This window comes from Parasedimentitalea nitratireducens, from assembly GCF_057444295.1.
The window spans coordinates 777955-795738 of record NZ_JBYAXC010000002.1; the positions used below are offsets into that span (position 1 = coordinate 777955).

Consider the following 17784-nt stretch of genomic DNA (forward strand, 5'->3'; position numbering starts at 1 on the left):
GATCAGATCAATCCGCGCCAGCGCAGAACAACCAGCAACAGCACAATGACCGCAAGGATCGAAAACGCTATGCTGCCCAGGATGTCCAGAACCCGCCCTTTGCGACGATCCGCCAGGTCGATCGATTTCAGATAGTCCCGGACTTCACGCGCGGCTTTGTGGAGAGCAGTTTCATCCAGGGTCAATCTTAGCTTGGGGTGGTCCATCAAAGGAACAGCCTTGGCCAACAGCATGCCTTGATTGAACACCCGTCGCGGCAGCCTGCGACGGGCTTTTTTTAACGCCACAACCAGATCGCCACCGGCATGTTCACGCGCTTTCAGCAGTTCACGAACTTCGGCAATGTCTTCGGCGATCGTCTGGGCCATTCTGGCACTCTCCTGTGTGAAACCTGCGCCACACTACCCCTTGCTGTGGCAGGGCTCAATACACCCTATTGGGGCTGGCAGCGCGGCATCAGCGTCGTTATCAAAGGGGCATGTTAAACACGATCACTCATGGCACAGCCACCGACAAACCCGCCCTATTGATTGCGCACGGCCTTTATGGTTCTGCACGCAACTGGGGCGTCATTGCCAAGCGTCTTTCAAACGAGCGACAGGTTATCGCCGTCGACATGCGCAACCACGGCCACAGCGCTTGGGAGGCGAGCCATACCTACCCTGAGCTGGCACAGGATCTGGCCGATGTGATTGATGCGCAGGGCGGACCAGTGGACGTGATCGGTCATTCGATGGGCGGCAAGGCAGCGATGATGCTGGCGTTAAACCACCCCGACCGCGTAAACCGTCTGCTGGTTGCTGACATCGCACCAGTTGCTTATTCGCACAGTCAGATCCAGTTTATCAAAGCTATGCGCAGCGTCGATCTGGCCAACTTGCAACGCCGCCCCGAGGCGGAACAGCAACTGGCTGCAGCTGGTGTGGAACCTGCTTTGCAGAGCTTCTTTACCCAGTCGCTCGACATCCCCAACAAACGCTGGCGGCTGAACCTGGACACACTGGCAGACCAGATGCCCAACATCATGTCTTTCCCGCAGACTGAGGCCTCATGGCCTGGCTCGGTGCTGTTCCTGTCTGGGGCAAATTCTGACTACGTCTTGCCCGAGCATCGCGACGTCATCCGCGCCCGTTTCCCGCAGGCTCGTTTTGCCAAGATCCCGGATGCCGGTCACTGGCTTCACGCCGAAAAGCCCCGCGCCTTTGAAGACACCGCGCGAATTTTCCTGAACGCCTAAACTTGGGCATTCCTGAACGACAATGGGGCGGAGTATTATCCCCGCCCTTTTTCATTTGCCATGACCTGACTATGCTCAGGCGTTTACGATCTGACGCGCAACCAGCCAAGACACTGGAAGGGCCAGCATTGCGCCCACTGCTGCAGCCCCAAATATGGCCGGTACTGAAACAAGCCCAACCACCAAAACCGCGATTACGCCCATGCCGGCCAGGCTGGTGGCAATCAGGGAATAAAGTATCATCGCAAGGCGCAACATTGGCCTCTCCTATCTGTTGATCATATCCTGACCAACAGATAGCCCCGCGCCGCTTAAGCTACTTTGATCGCGATCAAGACGCCGCTGCAATATAGGGTATTTTCCGACCATCTATCAGCTCGCTAACCGAGCGAACCAGCGATTGCGCATCAATACGGAAATGACGGTAGAGATCGCCAATCGTCCCGGTCTGACCAAAGTGTTCAACGCCATGAGACACCGTTTGATGCCCATGAACGCCGCCCAACCAAGACAGGGTAGCCGGATGGCCGTCGATCACGGTGACGATCTTGCAATGACGCGGCAGGTCCTTGAGCAGGGTTTCCACATGGGACTCTGCCGCCGGGTTTCCGTTTGACCGCGCACGTTGCGCTGCGGTCCAGCCAGCGTTCAAGCGATCCGCCGATGTCACGGCCAGAACACCAATGTCACGGCGGCCCTCACCAACAATTCCCGCAGCCTTGATTGCCTCAGGCGCAACTGCCCCCTGATAGGCGATCACTGCCTCGCAGTTTGGCCCAGGCTTACGCAACCAATATGCGCCGTCAATGGCCCCCTGTCGGAAGTCATCATCAACACGTTGGCCGGGCTGCTCGACCGGGTTGGTAGACAGGCGCAGGTACACAGACCCACCGGTTTCATCCCGCAGCCATGTGCGCTCGCAAGGGTCGCCCTCACCGTCTCGCTGAAGATAGTCGAACGCCCATTCCATGATCACCGCCAGCTCATCCGCAAAGGCGGGTTCAAAAGCTGCCAGCCCATCCTGGCTCATACCGATCAGTGGCGTGCCAATCGACTGGTGCGCACCGCCCTCGGGGGCAAGTGTCACGCCAGACGGGGTGCCAACGATCATGAAGCGCGCATCCTGATAACAGGCATAGTTCAACGCATCCAAGCCACGGCAGACAAAGGGGTCATAGACCGTGCCAATTGGGATCAACCGCTTGCCGAACAGGCTGTGCGACAGTCCAGCTGCGCCCAACAGCAAGAACAGGTTCATCTCGGCGATGCCTAGTTCGATATGTTGGCCGCTGGGGGTAAACTCCCATTTGGCTGTTGACGGTATCCGGTTATCGATAAAGGCGTCGGCCTGTGCTTTGCGCGCAAACAGCTTGCGCCGATTGACCCATGCGCCAAGGTTCGTGGTGCCCGTCACATCGGGTGACGTTGTCACAATACGCTGTGCCAGTTCGGAATCGCCTTTGGACAGGTCATCCAGAACCTTACCAAATGCAGCCTGGGTCGAGATGTCTCGCTCGGCACTAATCGATACGGGCGGAACCGGTAAAACATCATCATTATATCGGCGGCGGCCCTTGGCAAAGAAAGGTGCCTGATCAAGGAAGCCTTGCAGCGCGGCCGGGTCATCAACGGTGGCAAAGGGCTCCCACTCTTGCCCTTCGGACACACCCATATGGGACTGCCAAGCAGCCATCTGGGTTTTGTTCATCAGACCACCGTGGTTGTCCTTGTGACCTGCAATCGGCGTGCCCCAGCCCTTGACCGTATAGGCCAGGAAACAGGTTGGGCGGTCGTGGTCGATGGCGGCAAAGGTCTCGGCCATGGTGTCGACGCAGTTGCCGCCGAGGTTTTCCATCAGCGCAGCCAGCTGTTCGTCTGAACGACGCTCGATCAGCGCTGTGACGTCACCCTGATCGCCCAGATCATCCAGCAGGCGTTTGCGCCAGACTGCGCCGCCCATAAAGGTCAGCGCCGAGTATTCCTGGTTCGGGCAATTGTCGATCCAGTCCCGCAACGCCTCGCCACCGGGTTCGGCAAAGGCCGCGCGTTGCAACGCACCGTATTTCACCCGCACAACGTCCCAGCCAAAGGCGTCAAAGATCTGTTCAATCCGCTTGAACAAGCCTTCTCGCACCACACCGTCCAGCGACTGGCGGTTATAGTCGATAATCCACCAGCAATTGCGCAGATCGTTTTTCCAGCCCTCTTGCAGAGCTTCATATATGTTGCCTTCGTCCAGTTCAGCGTCACCCACCAAGGCAACCATCCGGCCTAGAGCCTGTTCTTTTCCCCAGGACTTGGCCTGAATGTAGTCCTGCACAATCGACGCAAATGAGGTGATTGCAACACCAAGCCCAACCGACCCGGTGGAAAAATCCACATCGTCGATATCCTTGGTCCGCGATGGGTAACTTTGAACACCACCAAAACTGCGAAAATTCTCCATTTTTTCGCGGGTCTGGTTGCCCATCAAGTACTGGATCGCGTGAAAGATCGGAGAGGCATGCGGTTTAACCGCAACCCGATCCTCGGGCCGCAGCGCCGAGAAATACAGTGCGGTCATGATCGACACGATCGACGCCGATGACGCCTGATGCCCACCAATCTTGATCCCGTCCTCTTTAGGACGGATATGGTTGGCGTTATGGACCATCCAATGCGACAGCCACAGCAGCCGCTGTTCGATGGTTTTCAGATGTGCGTTTTGATCGGACATGCCTCTCCCCCCTTTAGTTCTGCTTAGGCCGCTTTGGACATTGGTGTTTGTGGCAAGGCCTGACGCAAATCAGCAAGGATGTCATCGACACCTTCCAAACCAACAGACAAACGCACCAAGCCTTCGCTGATGCCATGCTCGGCTCGCTCTTCAGGGGTATAGGTGGAATGGGTCATGCTGGCCGGGTGCTGGATCAGTGTTTCCGCATCGCCCAGCGACACTGCGCGGGTGATCAGTTCCAGCTTGTTCATCATGGCACGGCCAGCATCCAGCCCGCCTTCTAGTTCAAAAGCGATCATGCCACCAAACTGCGCCATCTGACGTTTAGCCAAATCATGCTGTTCAAAACTCTCAAGCCCTGGGTACCATACTTTTTGAACCCCTGGGGCCATTTCCAGCATTTCCGCAATGGTCCGGGCACTGGAGCAATGACGATCCATCCGCAGCTCAAGGGTTTTCAAACCACGCAGGATCAACATCGCGTTGAACGGCGCCATCACTGCGCCAGTCATGTCCTTCATACCGTACAAGCGAATTTCCGAGACCAGCTCGGCACTGCCGACCAGCAGGCCTGCAACAACGTCGCCATGGCCGCCCAGGTATTTGGTGGCCGAGTGCAGGGCCAAATCCGCGCCCAGCTCAATCGGGCGGGTCAGATAAGGTGTTGCATAGGTGTTATCGACAATCACCTTGGCGTCGCCTTGGTGAGCAATCTCGGAAATTGCACGGATATCTACCAAACGCATGTTCGGGTTGGCGGGTGTCTCGAAATAGACAACCTTAGTCTTGTCACTCATCGCAGCGCGCAGATTTTCCGGGTTGGTCAGATCGACATGGGTTACAGTAACCCCGAACTTCGCCAAACCATGCTGCATGAACGAGAAGGTGCAGCCATACAGGGTCTTATCCAGAATAACCTCGTCACCGGGGGCAACCAGTGTCCAGATTGCCGAGGTGATTGCACCCATGCCGGATGCCAGCGCCAACCCGGCTTCTGCGCCTTCCAGCTCGGCAATGCGAGCCTCGAGCAAAGCGCAAGTCGGGTTAGAAATACGCGAGTAGATGTGTCCTTCACGATCACCAGCAAACATTTCCCCGCCAGCTTCGGCCGTTTCAAAAACAAAGGTCGATGTCAGGTGTAACGGTGGGACCAAAGACCCCTCGTTCTCCATCGGATCATAACCGTGATGAATGGCTCGGGTTGCAAAGCTGCTGGACTGGTTGCGCATGTGTCTCTCCTGAATTCTTTTGGAAAGCATAGGCCCGCGGTTCGAAAAATTATTGCCAATTATGCCACAATATCCCAAAATACTGGCAGCATATGCCAATCAGTACGCCCATTCAGATCATTCACCTTGCAAATCAGGTCAATCGGGCGCGAAAGATGCCACCCTGCGCTCCATTCACAGAACAAAGTTGTTTAGGCAGCAGCAACACACTTCATCGATATGCTCGCCCATTGCTGAAACAACCACGGAATGTAGCGTATTACGATCACCTAACGAAGGCTTTGACCATCAGTTGGGACAAACAGTGTTTCTCTCAACGCCCTGTCACCGAGATAAGCTGCGAAAAGGGTCTAGCCCAAGACGTTATAGCCTCGTCCGCGCATACAGTTTTTCACTATATTTTCGCGCTCAGCGTTCTTACGGATTGCACCAGACGTTAACCCCGCCAACGCCCCTATTGCCGCCGCTTCACCAGCATTGCTACTGTTCCCCTCCCAGATCACCGATGAGGCGCCAGCGACCACCGCGCCAGTTGCGGCAGTACCAACCAATCGTCCATCAACCGTGGCCCCTGACGCCGCAAGTCTTTGGCATTCGGCCAAGTCATTGGTGTAGTTTGGGTTGCTCGTATTATCTATGACCGGAGTGTAGTTCGCCCCTGAATTGTCACAGGCTGCAGTTAGGACCACGACGGAAAAAACAGATATGTTTCGAAGACAATACATAGCAGGCCCTACTGATTAAACGAACTGCCAACAGGGTTTCCTAAACATCTTGGAAAGTCCAGCGCGAAGCAATGGTTCGCTCTGTCAGCAAATACTGGCCTTTCCTTCCTTTCAATTCAGTTCATTTCCTCAGGTAAGACCTGCAGTGCGCCAATCGCTTGAGGATGCAATTTGATGACCACTCACACCGGATATTTATTGATCGCAGATATTTCAGGCTACACCCAGTTTCTGACTTCGTCGGAACTTGAGCATGCCAATCCAATCCTGCAATCACTGCTGAGTGCCATGGTTGAACAAGTCGGTGAACCGCTGCAGTTCTGGAAAATGGAAGGTGACGCAATACTGGCCTATTCGACCCAGCAGGGGTTTCCCACCGGCGAGACCTTTTTGGCTACCTGTGAGAATCTCTACAATGCTTTTGCAACCCGTCGGCAAAACATCATCGCCAACACCATCTGCACCTGCCAGGCCTGCGCCAACGTAAATGGGTTGGACCTGAAGATCATTGCCCACCACGGGGAATTCGACGAGATGCAAGTTGGCCCCATGAAAGACATCTCGGGCGCGGATGTGATATTGGTTCATCGAATGACAAAGACCGATGTGAGCACTGTCACAGGCATCCGCAGTTACGCCCTGTTCAGTGACGCGGCGGTGAACGCTATGGAGATCAAAGCCGCACTGGTCCCTTACTCCCAACCCTTCGAGCATTTCGGTGAGGTGAGTATGCAGGTTTATGACTTGGCCAAAGCCTGGAAGAGTTTCCGGGCCGGCTGCGAACATTTTTTCTTGGACGAAAAGGATGGTGTCTGGACCTACCGACGCCATTTTGATCTGCCGATTGTCGCAGTCTGGGACGCCCTGACCGCCCCGGAACTCAAACAACGCTGGATGGATGGAATGATTTCAGTAACGGTTGATCGTCCCAAGGGGCGTATTGGCGCCGGTTCAAGGTATCATTGTGCTCATCAGGCCGCTGATTTCCGGTATTGGGTCACTGATTGGGAGCCCTTTGAGTATTTCTCCACCCGCATCCACGATCCAGGACGCGAGGGCATCAGCATGCCTGAGACTTACAGTCTGAGACCCACCGAAACTGGAACCGATTTTCGCTACACCATTGGTCAGGCATATGATGCCGATGGCAACAGGTCCGAGGTTTCAGAACAGGAGGCGGTGGGTTTTCTATCTGAGTTCTGGCCAATTTGCTTTGATGAAATGGAGGTCATGCTTAGCAAAGTGAAGTAGATGGAAGGGCATGAGCTCACCTAAGCAGATGTTCATGTTCCTCTCGCTCTTGTCAGACCGGCAGGGTTTAGGGCCCAAAATTGCATCTCCGCCATGTTGTCTGGCGAACCGATTGAAGCGCGCTACCTTAACGCGATCAAACCGCATAATGACGGTTTATTCAGACCGGAGGACATCATGACAATCAAACAAACCGCCTGGGACTTTTTTGACGCCTGTGAAACTGGAAAAGGCTGGGACAGTTGCAAACAGTGGTGCCATGATGGCGCAACTTTCTCTGCACAGGCAGATGCTCTAGCTGATGTATCGACGCTTGCGGATTACGCAGATTGGATGAAAGGCTTGCTTACTCCCATTCCCGATGGTCACTACGAACTAAAGTCCTTTGCCGTGGACGATGAGCGAGGCAATGTGACAGCTGCGGCAGTGTTCCACGGAACCCATACCGTTGATGCTGGGTCGGGTGCGCCAACGGGCAAGTCAGTCTCTGCCGATTATGTTTATGTGATGGATTTTGATGGTGACAAGATTAAACACATGACCAAGATCTGGAATGATGGCCACTCTCTGAAACAGCTCGGGTGGGCGTAACAAGCGCATTGAGAAAAACAACGGGCAGCCGAGTGATTTCAGCTGTTTAGAAGGCTCGCGCATATTTGCCCTGTTCCGCCAAAAACTGATCCGGGAGTGAGGGCCGTTTGCACATTTGGGTGCCGACAGACACCACTGGATCGGCAGGGATATTTATCCGCACTGACCTGCGCACCAAGTTCTCCTTTACGGATATCTAGCTATAGAAACTCCAGTGTTATGGCAGCGTTTTAGCTCCACTATCCAGCTTCATGACGGACCATGTCGGCGGCTTTTTCGGCGATCATCACCACGGGAGACGCCGTATTGCCTGAAACGATTTTTGGCATCACCGAGGCATCAACGATGCGCAACCCGTCAAGCCCGCGTAGGCGCAACTGCGGATCCACCACCGACTGATCATCACTGCCCATTCTACAGGTTCCGACAGGGTGGAAAATGGTGGTGGCAATATTACCGGCTTGCTGCAGAATTTCCTCGTCGGTTTGGATCTCTGGGCCGGGCAGGATCTCTTGTGGCAGGTGGGGTTGCAGCGCCTTTGCCGTCATAATTTGACGGGCCTGTTTTATGGATTGCACTGCAATGCGCCTGTCTTTTTCCGCCGACAGGTAGTTCAGGCGGATATTAGGCTGGGTGCCCGTTTGGGCGCTGGATATATGACAATCACCGACGCTTTCAGGACGCAGATTACACACTGACACAGTGATAGCTGGAAACGGATGCAACGGATCACCCAGTTTATCAGTGGACAGCGGTTGTACGTGGTATTCCAGATCGGGCATCTCAAGCGACGGATCCGATTTGGTAAACATACCAAACTGACTGGGCGCCATCGACATGGGACCGCTTTGGTTTAGCGCGTATTGCATCGCAATCTTCGCCTTACCAAACAGACTGTTGGCCATCGTGTTCAGCGTCTTGGCGTTCTCTACCTTGAACACAGTGCGGATTTGCAGATGGTCTTGCAGGTTCTCTCCCACTGCGGGCAAATTATGCTCCACATCCAGCCCCAGCCCCCTCAGCAAGTCTGGATTGCCGATGCCTGACAGTTCCAGCACCTTGGGTGAGTTGATTGCACCAGCGGCCAACAGCACCTCAGCACTGGCATTGGCTTGCAGCAACTTGCCCTTGTGGCGGAACAGAACGCCGGTGACGCGGTGATTTTCAATCACAAGCCGTTCAGTCTCTGCCTTAGTGATCACACGCAGGTTGGGCCGTTTCATTGCCGGACGTAGAAAACCCTTAGCAGTGTTCCAGCGCACGCCATTGTTCTGGTTGACCTCAAAAAAGCCGCTGCCCTCGTTACTGCCATCGTTAAAGTCTTTGCGCGGCAGGACGTTGAACTCCTTAGCCCCCTCTTGCACCGCCCGCAGAATGTCCCATTCTAATCGCTGCTTTGAGACCTTCCATTCTCCACCTGACCTATGCAGATCAGTGCTGCCGCCGTGGTGGTCCTCGGACTTAAGGAAATATGGCAGTACATCGTCCCAGGCCCAGCCAACATTACCCAGCTGACGCCAATGGTCATAATCCGTGGACTGGCCACGCATATAGATCATGCCATTAACTGACGAGCAGCCTCCCAATACCTTACCACGCGGATAAACCAAACTGCGTCCGTTCAACCCCGGTTCAGGCGCGGTTTTCATCATCCAGTCGGTGCGTGGGTTACCGATGCAATACAGATACCCCACTGGGATATGCACCCAGTGGTAATTATCCTTACCCCCGGCCTCTAACAACAGAACCCGCGTGGTGGGATCTTCGCTTAGCCGATTGGCCAACACGCAGCCGGCGGTGCCAGCCCCTACGATAATATAGTCATATTGCCCATCAAGGGGCTGCGCCTGCGCCATAGTCATTGATCCGGGTCTTGAGGTTAGTATTTGATCACGAGTTTGCCGATCATGGCAGCGCCTTCGATGATCTGGTGGGCCTCTTTCAAGGTGTCCGAAGACAATCCATGCAGGACCTTAGTTTCCGTTGTGGCAATAGTCCCGTCATCAACCATCCGCGCCATCCGCGCCAATATCTGTCCCTGCTTGTACATATCCGACGTCCCAAACAATGAGCGTGTGAACATCAGCTCCCACATCAACGCAGCAGATTTTCCTTGCAGCGCCGAGACATCCAGCTTTTCTGAGGTTTCAACAATAGTACCGATCCGGCCCTGAGGAGCGATGAGTTCACACATGGCATCCCAGTGCTGGGCGGTGTCAGCGTATTGCACGATATAGCCTGCTTGATGAAGCCCGGCCTGCTTCATATCCTTGACCAGATCGCGGTGGTTCACCACATGATGAGCCCCCATTTGACGGCACCACTTGGCCGTTTCAGGCCGCGAGGCTGTGGCGATCACTGTTGCATTGGTCAATTTTCGAGCAATCTGCGCGGTGATTGACCCAACACCGCCAGCGCCACCAATGATCAGCAGCGAAAACGGTGTTTCGCCCTGTGGTATTTGCAGCCGCTCAAACAGGATTTCCCAAGCGGTGAGAGAAACCAGCGGCAAAGACGCTGCCGCCTCGGGTGAAACATTTTTGGGTGCATGGGCAGCGATGCGGTGATCAACACATTGCAACGACGCGTAAGAACCGGGGCGATTTGCATCACCTGCGTACCACACCCGGTCGCCCGGTTTGAAACCGGTCACGTTGGCTCCGCATTCGACCACGATGCCCACCGCATCATAGCCAAGGATAAACGGTGTCTCATGTGGTGCGTCTACCGCGGTGCGTATGCGCCGCTTTGCATCTGCCGGATTGACCGAGACGGCCTCGATCTCGACCAACAGATCATTCACTTCGGGTTTTGGATCCGGCAGATCCACATCGAACAGGCTCTCGGCGGCATCGATTGGTAGTGAGTTCAAAAATCCAACAGCGCGCATGGCTGTACTCCTTACTTGTAAAACTTGGTATCAGGACTGGTTCGTGTCAGGACTGGGCCCACAGTGGTTTCATGGCTTCGCTTAACTGCAGATAGCGGCTGTAGCGTTTGTCATAATGGGACTGCATCCCGGCATCCGGCATGAACGCGGCACGACTGCGGGTCATTGCCGCGATGCCAGCCTCGTAATTTGCAAACAGCCCAGCCCCCAGGCCTGCGCCGATGGCAGCCCCTAAGGCACCGGTTTCCTGAGCTTCGGCGACCGTCACAGGTACGCCTAGCCCGTCAGCAAACATCTGTGGCCAGACCGGACTGCGGGACCCACCGCCGGACAGCACGGCTGAGTTGAACTCAACCCCTGCACTGCGCAGCACTTCGATATGGCGGCGATGTTCGAACATCACGCCCTCAAACAGGGCGCGCAGCATGTGGCCTTCGCCATGCCAGCCAGCAATGCCATAGAACCCAGCGCGATATTCAGCCCCCCGCCCCGACCCATATAGGAAGGGGTGAAAGTACGGATCGTCTGCCGCAGGCGTGACCTCTGCCACCTTTACGTTGCAGTATCCAAACGGGTCGTCATGGTGTTCGCCGCGTTCTATGAACTCACGAACATACCATTCCAGATTGGCTGCCGAGGTGGCGCTGGCCTCAATATTCACAAATCGAGCGCGACCAAAACCGGCAACCATGAACACTCCCGGATCGACCACAGGCGCTGATGAAAACACCTGATTGATGCTCCAGGTGCCACAGATGATCGAGGCTTGTTCTGCCTCAACCACGCCAGATCCCATCGCGCTAGAGACCACGTCAAAATACCCGCCCACCACGCGTGTACCTTCCGCCAATCCTGTGGCCTCGGCAGATTGGGCGCTGACCGTGCCCGCAACATCCGCGGGATCAAACAACCAGGGCAACATAGGGCGTGCATCTTCCAGCCCATATAGCGCCAGCAGATCGTCATCATAAACGCAGTCTGGCATTCGCAGCAGCCCACAGCCTGACATGTCCGAAATGTCGCTTGTGCGAAGACCTGTCAGTTTGAAGTTGATGAAATCCTTGCACAGCATCACAGATCCAACCTGCGCATAGATTTCAGGGCGGTGCCGTTTGATCCATGCCAGCAACACAGGCGTTTGCGAGGGCCAAGGTTTTTGCAGGCAAATCTCATGCAGAGCATCACCGTGTGCCTCGGCCAGTTCCGTCGCTAAATCCGCCGCACGGGTGTCTAGCGACTGAATGCCAATCAGTGGTTCGCCATCGCGATCCACCAGATACAGCCCGTTGCCATGACCAGCACAGCCAACAGCTGCAATCTGGCTTGGCTCGATACCGGCGGCATCAATACAGCTACGGATTGCCGTTTTGGCATTGGCCCACAACTCGTTCAGGTCACGCTCAACATATCCCGGCTGCGGCGTCGAGGATTGCCCATCCAGCGCATGCATCGCGACCTGACGTCCCTGCAGATCAAACAACACTGCCTTGATCACAGTGTTGCCTGCATCCAGCCCCAGCAGATATGTCTGTTGATCACTCACGATTATAAATATCCCATGCTTCGTCGCCACTGGCGCCATCGTGGATCATCGCCATCAGTGAGGCGACCACCGCTTTAGGATTGTCATGCTGATAGATATTGCGACCATAGACCATGCCTTTGGCGCCCTGCCCCATCAGCGCCGCTGATTTCATCAGCACGGTTTTCAGGTTTTCCTTGCCGCCGCCCCGCACCAACACAGGCACCCGAGCAGCCTCAACCACGCGGTGGAAATCCTCTGCGTGCTCGGTCGGATCGGCCTTAATGATGTCCGCGCCCATTTCGCTGGCCAGCCGGGTCAGAGTGACAATCTTGTCGGCATTGCCATCCACCTGATAGCCCCCGCGAATGTCATTGGGCAGCATCACCAGCGGCTCGATCATCAATGGCATGCCGTATTTTTCACAGGCAGCCCGCACTTTTGAGATGTTCTCGACACATTGGCGGAACAGGTCAGGCTCGTCCGGTAACATGAACAGGTTGACCACCACCGCAGCGGCATCCATTTCCAGCGCGCCGATAATCGGCTCTTCCGCATTTTGCAGCAGCGACCACATCACCCGATGGCGCTGATCGTTATAGGGGTTGCCCATGTCGATCCGCATCACCAGCGCTGGTTTGTCTTTCTCGGGCCGGGCTTGCAGCAAATCAGCCTGACCATAGGCCATCTGAATTGCATCCGGGCGGGCATCAATCAAAGTGTTCACCACACCGCCCATGTCCTCTAGCCCGACCATAAAACTGGGTTCATTGCAGACCCCGTGATCAATCGCGACATCCAGACAGCCACCATTGGTGAACATCCGGTTCATGCGGGCTTTGGTACTTACACGCATTCCATTCTCCTTGATTTTGCATTCGGCTCTTGCTCTGACAGCAAGACACCGTGGAATTTTTCCAACTCATTCAACAACGTTGCCCGCTCGGCCACCAACTGATCTTGGCTCCAATCCAGGTCCTGCGCCATCAGGTCAGCGATGGCATCAATCAGGGGCAGGCTTAACCGGCCCGTAATGGCCAGATCTGTGCGCCGAAGCACGATGTCGGACAGGTGCACAACATGTTCCCGTTGCACCAGAAACCTGATTTCTGCAGCCGTATAGTGACAGTCCTGCGTCAGCGTCTGATCATCGCCACTGGCAACGCTATATCGCATAAGCTCACGTGATCGGGTGCCATAAACCTGCACCAGATGCTCGGCCCTGTTTGCCGCCAGTGAGAACTCCACCATCAGCGCCCGCGCCATCGCACCATCGCCCGCCGGGAAATCAGCTCCACCACCGATGGGCAGGTCAATTGTATCCTGCTTGCGAGGCTTACTCAACTCGGCCAGCACTTCGTCCGTTGTCTGTTGCGCAAAGGCGCGAAACGTCGTCCACTTGCCCCCGACCATGCAGAACTGCGGCACCGTGCCGTCGATCTTTTGGGTGAAATGTCCGCGTGAAATGCGACCGGTGAAATCATGATCGCTCGACGGCAGTGGCCGGATACCACTGTAGCTAAACATAACCTCGTCCTCGCTCACCGGGACCTGCGGAAAGATCAAACGCAGTGACGTCAGGATATAGTCCATTTCCTCTGGCTCGCAGCGGGTCCGCGAGGCTGCGGTCACCCGGATATCGGTCGAGCCAGCCAGCACCTTGCCCAGATAAGGAAATACAATACAAACCCGGCCATCAGTATTTTCAAAGTACATCATGTGACCATCCAACGCCTTCAGCAGCGCCGGGTTGTCCAGGATCAGATGCGACCCCTTGGTGCCAGACACCAGTGGTGTTGGTTTGGTCTCTGTTGGGGATAGCTGCGCAATCACCTCGTCCAACCAGGCCCCCGACGCATTCACCACTGCCCGCGCCGTCACCGGGAATTGGTCACCCGCTTCTCGGTCAGTTACCAAAAACGTCCCGTCCTTTGGGTTCAATTCAGCATAATTTACTGCAATTGAATCCGGTGCCAGCTTTTCGGTGTCTATAATCAGCTCCAGCCCTAACCGTTCTGGGTGTGAAATCCAGGCGTCGTAATAGGTCGCCGAGAACAGCAGCTTGCGTGTCAGGTTTGGCCACTGCCTCCAGGTCGATTTGGCGCTGCGAAACTTATGCTTCGGCAAGATCCGGCGTTTGCGGGTCACCAAATCATATAGGGTCAAACCGGCCTTGATCGGCAAAGCACCGCGGTTCGACGGCTTGCCCGAGCCGCCAAAGAAACTGGTCGCCGCATTAAACAAGCCAGAGAACAGAGAGGTGATCGGGATCGTGGTTGGCAGTGGTCGCACCATATGCGGTGCGTTGCGCAACAGCGCATCCCGTTCCGCCAGTGACTCGCGTACCAGATCAAACTCGCCATTTTCCAGATACCGCAGCCCTCCGTGGATCATCCGTGACGGAGCCGCGCTACAGCCCGAACAGAAATCATTCCGCTCGACCAGCAATACCCGCAGCCCTTGCAGGGCCAGTTCGCGGTAGACGCCCAGCCCATTGATACCGCCGCCAATGACGATGACGTCAAAGGCACCGTTATCGCGGATGCGCTGAAAGCTGTTGCGTCGTTGCACAGACATAACTTCTCCGTTCGCCAGAGTAGCCTCTGACGTTTTCTTGTTGTCGGTTTTCAGTTCTGGTTAGCCGTCGAGGTTGGTCAAATGAGTCCCGGCGGCGGCGGTAATAAGCTCGATGTCCTGTTGTGAAAGTCTGATGCGTCCTGCAGCGGCATTCTCGCGGGCCTGGTCTGCGTTGCGGGCACCGCAGAGTGAAAAGGTGATGCCGGGTTGCTGCACAGTCCAGGCAATCACCGTCTGCGCCAAGGTTGCGTTATGGGCATCGGCAACAGGTGCGATCTCTACCATCAGCGCCGCAATCTTTTGCCGGTTTGCCATTGAAAACCGCGGGTTGTCCTTGCGCTGATCATCGCCCGAGAATTCCCGGTCCGGTCCAACCTTGCCACTTAGCAGACCCAGTGCCAGCGACGAATAACTTAGCGCCGAAACACCGTGTTCCGCACAGAGCGGCAGTAGCGAGGTCTCGATGTCACGTTTGACCATGCTGTATTCTTCTTGGATTGCATCCAGCTGCCCCGCTGCAACATAGGCAGCCACATCATCTGCGCTGGTGTTGCTGGCCCCAATCGAGCGGATCTTGCCCTGTTGCTTCAGGGCTTCCAGCGCCTCCATCGTTTCGGCGATGGGGGTAGTCGGATCCTGCCAATGGGTGATGTAGTGGTCAATATAGTCGGTTTTCAGCCGTGTCAGGCTTTGCTCAACCTCGTAGATGATCGCATCTTTACCTAGATAGCGGTGCACTGGCTGACCGTCATAATCAAAGAAGTGATTGCCCTGCTGGCTATGCCAGACCAGCCCACATTTGGTTGCCAAAACAACCTTATCACGGCGCCCAACCAAGGCTTTGCCGACAATCTCTTCTGCCAGTCCCTGACCATAAGCAGGCGCAGTGTCGATCAGGGTGACACCTTCGTCTACGGCCGTATGAATAGCCTCGATCGACTGCGCTTCGTCAGTGCCGCCCCACATCCAGCCGCCAATGGCCCATGTGCCCAGACCAATCACCGAGGCTTCGATCCCGGATGCCCCAATTGGGCGTGTTAGCATTTCATGCGACATGTTTTGACCTTTCCATAGTCTCTAGCACCGCGTTGACGGTCTCTTCGTCCAGGACCAGTGAATCCAGGAAATTTCCATTAAGGACTGCCCGTATGGGCCGTGTTTTCTGTTCCCCGGCGGCAATACCGATCACGGTGCGGCAGGCTTCCAGCTCGCTCGGGTCCAGTGCCACCAGACGCGAGTTCAGTTCATATTCAGCAAGACGCCCGTTTTCGCCGATCAAATGCGCCATGAATTCAGCGGCAACACCCATGCCGACCAGCATCTTGCGGTCTGCTTCGGGCACTGGGTTCAGATCGTAATAGCTGGACCCGCTCGGCTCGACGGAACCCACACCGACCAGCGCCACATTGGCACTGCGCGCCAGATCGAACACTTCTTTGGTCGAAGCCATGCCTTTGAGCATATCCCTCTGGTTACGGCTTTCGGCAAACAGCGGCGCGTGGATCAGCATCGGTGTACCACCCAGCCGTTCGGCCATTTGCGTCGCAAGATGGTTCACATCCGTATAGAACTTGCCCTGAACCCCGCCGGTCAGCGGCACAACAGTCACGTCTATGTTACGCTCAGGTGACAGGTTCTCGACCACGGCACTCACCGCCTTACCGCCGGTGATCGCAATGACATCACCATCGCGGACAGTTTCCAGCAGCATATTTGCAGCGGCCCGACCAACCTGTTGCAGCGTGGTGTTCGGATTGCCCGACACTGTTGGTGTAACCATCGCGCCATTAAGCGCAGTTGCCCCGACCAAGCGGTTTTCCAAATCTGCCAGTCGCTGGAACGGGCTTGTGACATCAATCTTGACCATGCCCTGCTTGCGCCCCTGCGCAATCAACCGGTTCACCTTGGACGTTGACAGGTTCAACCGTTTAGCAATCTCTGACTGCTTTAGGCCTTCGACGAAATGAAGCACCAACACGGTGTGGATCTGCCGCGAGAGTTCGAAATCTGGGATACGTTCTGACATTTCTCTGCCCTCCCCTATCCGCGTTTCTTGTGCAGGTAGTGGTCAACCGACACCGCCGCCAACAAGATCGAGCCGCGAATGATGTCCTGCCAGTAGACCGACACATCCAACAGAGCCAGCGAGCTGGAGACTACAGACAGCAGCACCACACCAAGGATGGCGCCAAAGATGGTCCCGGACCCACCGGTCAGGCTGGCGCCACCAATTACCGCTGCAGCGATCACGTTCAGTTCCATCCCCAACCCAAAGGTGGGCTGCGCCGAACCAAACCGTGCCATGTAGATAATGCCTGCAAACCCAGCTAGCGCCGAGCACAGTGTGGTGGTCAGAAAGATCACTTTCTTGGTGCGGATACCGGAATAGGCTGCGGCCTTTTCATTGCTGCCCGTATAGAAAACTTTGCGAAACACGGTGGTACGGCGCAGCATGAAATCGAACACCAGTACCACAACCAGGAAGATGATAATCACCAGCGGGATTGGCCCGATTGTGCCCTGACCAATGAATTTGAATTCAGGCGGCAGCGTGTACAGCCCCAGCGGTCGCCCGCCAGTGCCCAGCAAACAGGCCCCCCGTGCGATCACCATAATCGCCAGTGATACAATGAAGTGATGCAGCCCAACTCTGGTGACAAAGAACCCCATAAAGGCCCCAATGGCGGTACAGGCCGCAATCGCAATGGCCGAGGCCACCCAGGGGTCAATACCCTGCAGGAATAGCCAACCAGCAATCACCATCGACAGTGCGGTGACCGAGCCAACCGACAGGTCGATCCCGCCCGAAATCAGCAAGATGGTCATTCCAACCACCACAATGCCCTCGACCGCAAAGGCCATCACCATGGCCCGCATATTCACCCAGGTCAGGAAATAGGGCGAGGCAAAGGACATAATCACAAACATCACCAGAATGATCGCAATCAACCCGGTTTCGCGCATCCGCAGCAGTTTGTGCAACGTACTGGTCGTTGGCTCTGCGGGTGCCGGAGCTGCTATTTCCATCGAGTTGTCCACCTTGCTC

Annotated in this window: 16 protein-coding genes; 3 read left to right on the forward strand and 13 right to left on the reverse strand. The window is 55.7% G+C overall.

The genetic code is table 11. The features are described 5' to 3' along the window. Positions 1 to 2: 2 nt before the first annotated feature. The gene (locus AC2T28_RS09485) at positions 3 to 368 is read right to left on the reverse strand and encodes a hypothetical protein (protein ID WP_486748731.1); all 366 of its coding nucleotides are present in this window, start codon (positions 366 to 368) and stop codon (positions 3 to 5) included. A 110-nt stretch (positions 369 to 478) separates the two neighbouring features. On the opposite strand from AC2T28_RS09485, the gene AC2T28_RS09490 reads away from it, so the two are divergent. After that, positions 479 to 1237: an alpha/beta fold hydrolase gene (locus AC2T28_RS09490; protein ID WP_486748732.1), complete on the forward strand. Its 759-nt coding sequence runs from the start codon at positions 479 to 481 to the stop codon at positions 1235 to 1237. Positions 1238 to 1312: 75 nt separating this feature from the next. Here AC2T28_RS09490 and AC2T28_RS09495 read toward each other — a convergent pair whose 3' ends face one another. The 4 genes from AC2T28_RS09495 to AC2T28_RS09510 all read right to left on the reverse strand — a co-directional run bounded on the left by AC2T28_RS09495 (position 1313) and on the right by AC2T28_RS09510 (position 5871). Next, positions 1313 to 1495 (reverse strand): hypothetical protein, encoded by a 183-nt coding sequence (locus AC2T28_RS09495; RefSeq protein ID WP_486748733.1) that lies wholly within the window; start codon positions 1493 to 1495, stop codon positions 1313 to 1315. A 73-nt stretch (positions 1496 to 1568) separates the two neighbouring features. Next, entirely contained in the window at positions 1569 to 3953 is a 2385-nt protein-coding gene (locus AC2T28_RS09500; RefSeq protein WP_486748734.1) for a 1-deoxy-D-xylulose-5-phosphate synthase N-terminal domain-containing protein, read from the reverse strand. 23 nt (positions 3954 to 3976) lie between these two features. Then, positions 3977 to 5182 (reverse strand): methionine gamma-lyase, encoded by a 1206-nt coding sequence (locus AC2T28_RS09505; protein WP_486748735.1) that lies wholly within the window; start codon positions 5180 to 5182, stop codon positions 3977 to 3979. 350 nt (positions 5183 to 5532) lie between these two features. Further along, a complete protein-coding gene (locus tag AC2T28_RS09510; protein WP_486748736.1) occupies positions 5533 to 5871 on the reverse strand; it encodes a glycine zipper family protein in 339 nt (112 codons plus the stop codon). A gap of 210 nt (positions 5872 to 6081) precedes the next feature. On the opposite strand from AC2T28_RS09510, the gene AC2T28_RS09515 reads away from it, so the two are divergent. Both AC2T28_RS09515 and AC2T28_RS09520 read left to right on the forward strand, forming a co-directional pair. Further along, positions 6082 to 7158, forward strand: a complete 1077-nt coding sequence (locus tag AC2T28_RS09515) for a DUF2652 domain-containing protein (RefSeq protein WP_486748737.1) — start codon at positions 6082 to 6084, stop codon at positions 7156 to 7158. 177 nt (positions 7159 to 7335) lie between these two features. Further along, positions 7336 to 7749 carry an ester cyclase gene (locus AC2T28_RS09520; RefSeq protein ID WP_486748738.1) on the forward strand — a complete coding sequence of 138 codons (414 nt, stop codon included), beginning with the start codon at positions 7336 to 7338 and terminating at the stop codon, positions 7747 to 7749. Positions 7750 to 7988: 239 nt separating this feature from the next. On the opposite strand, the gene AC2T28_RS09525 is transcribed toward AC2T28_RS09520, so the two are convergent. The 8 genes from AC2T28_RS09525 to AC2T28_RS09560 are packed head-to-tail and all read right to left on the reverse strand — an operon-like array spanning position 7989 to position 17777. Then, a complete protein-coding gene (locus tag AC2T28_RS09525; protein WP_486748963.1) occupies positions 7989 to 9605 on the reverse strand; it encodes a GMC family oxidoreductase in 1617 nt (538 codons plus the stop codon). 23 nt (positions 9606 to 9628) lie between these two features. Then, positions 9629 to 10639: a zinc-binding alcohol dehydrogenase family protein gene (locus AC2T28_RS09530; RefSeq protein WP_486748739.1), complete on the reverse strand. Its 1011-nt coding sequence runs from the start codon at positions 10637 to 10639 to the stop codon at positions 9629 to 9631. A gap of 46 nt (positions 10640 to 10685) precedes the next feature. Beyond that, on the reverse strand, positions 10686 to 12182 hold the full coding sequence (locus AC2T28_RS09535) for an FGGY-family carbohydrate kinase (protein WP_486748740.1): 1497 nt from the start codon (positions 12180 to 12182) through the stop codon (positions 10686 to 10688). Next, positions 12175 to 13017 carry a class I fructose-bisphosphate aldolase gene (locus AC2T28_RS09540; RefSeq protein ID WP_486748741.1) on the reverse strand — a complete coding sequence of 281 codons (843 nt, stop codon included), beginning with the start codon at positions 13015 to 13017 and terminating at the stop codon, positions 12175 to 12177. The genes AC2T28_RS09535 and AC2T28_RS09540 overlap by 8 nt, the downstream gene beginning before the upstream one ends. Continuing rightward, on the reverse strand, positions 13008 to 14738 hold the full coding sequence (locus AC2T28_RS09545; protein ID WP_486748742.1) for a glycerol-3-phosphate dehydrogenase/oxidase: 1731 nt from the start codon (positions 14736 to 14738) through the stop codon (positions 13008 to 13010). Before AC2T28_RS09545 ends, AC2T28_RS09540 begins: the two co-directional genes overlap by 10 nt. Positions 14739 to 14798: 60 nt before the next feature. Continuing rightward, complete coding sequence (locus tag AC2T28_RS09550; RefSeq protein WP_486748743.1) at positions 14799 to 15794, reverse strand: aldo/keto reductase; 996 nt, start codon at positions 15792 to 15794, stop codon at positions 14799 to 14801. Beyond that, on the reverse strand, positions 15784 to 16764 hold the full coding sequence (locus AC2T28_RS09555; protein WP_486748744.1) for a sugar-binding transcriptional regulator: 981 nt from the start codon (positions 16762 to 16764) through the stop codon (positions 15784 to 15786). Before AC2T28_RS09555 ends, AC2T28_RS09550 begins: the two co-directional genes overlap by 11 nt. 14 nt (positions 16765 to 16778) lie before the next feature. Next, a complete protein-coding gene (locus AC2T28_RS09560; protein ID WP_369410526.1) occupies positions 16779 to 17777 on the reverse strand; it encodes an ABC transporter permease in 999 nt (332 codons plus the stop codon). Positions 17778 to 17784: the final 7 nt, after the last annotated feature.

What these genes read in the sequence shown, in the direction of transcription:
- AC2T28_RS09500 (WP_486748734.1), bottom strand. Translation starts at nt 3,953, where the DNA reads ATGTCCGATCAAAACGCACATCTGAAAACCATCGAACAGCGGCTGCTG.
- AC2T28_RS09495 (WP_486748733.1), bottom strand. Translation starts at nt 1,495, where the DNA reads ATGTTGCGCCTTGCGATGATACTTTATTCCCTGATTGCCACCAGCCTG.
- AC2T28_RS09530 (WP_486748739.1), bottom strand. Translation starts at nt 10,639, where the DNA reads ATGCGCGCTGTTGGATTTTTGAACTCACTACCAATCGATGCCGCCGAG.
- AC2T28_RS09540 (WP_486748741.1), bottom strand. Translation starts at nt 13,017, where the DNA reads ATGCGTGTAAGTACCAAAGCCCGCATGAACCGGATGTTCACCAATGGT.
- AC2T28_RS09515 (WP_486748737.1), top strand. Translation starts at nt 6,082, where the DNA reads ATGACCACTCACACCGGATATTTATTGATCGCAGATATTTCAGGCTAC.
- AC2T28_RS09505 (WP_486748735.1), bottom strand. Translation starts at nt 5,182, where the DNA reads ATGCGCAACCAGTCCAGCAGCTTTGCAACCCGAGCCATTCATCACGGT.
- AC2T28_RS09545 (WP_486748742.1), bottom strand. Translation starts at nt 14,738, where the DNA reads ATGTCTGTGCAACGACGCAACAGCTTTCAGCGCATCCGCGATAACGGT.
- AC2T28_RS09525 (WP_486748963.1), bottom strand. Translation starts at nt 9,605, where the DNA reads ATGGCGCAGGCGCAGCCCCTTGATGGGCAATATGACTATATTATCGTA.
- AC2T28_RS09550 (WP_486748743.1), bottom strand. Translation starts at nt 15,794, where the DNA reads ATGTCGCATGAAATGCTAACACGCCCAATTGGGGCATCCGGGATCGAA.
- AC2T28_RS09555 (WP_486748744.1), bottom strand. Translation starts at nt 16,764, where the DNA reads ATGTCAGAACGTATCCCAGATTTCGAACTCTCGCGGCAGATCCACACC.
- AC2T28_RS09520 (WP_486748738.1), top strand. Translation starts at nt 7,336, where the DNA reads ATGACAATCAAACAAACCGCCTGGGACTTTTTTGACGCCTGTGAAACT.
- AC2T28_RS09490 (WP_486748732.1), top strand. Translation starts at nt 479, where the DNA reads ATGTTAAACACGATCACTCATGGCACAGCCACCGACAAACCCGCCCTA.
- AC2T28_RS09485 (WP_486748731.1), bottom strand. Translation starts at nt 368, where the DNA reads ATGGCCCAGACGATCGCCGAAGACATTGCCGAAGTTCGTGAACTGCTG.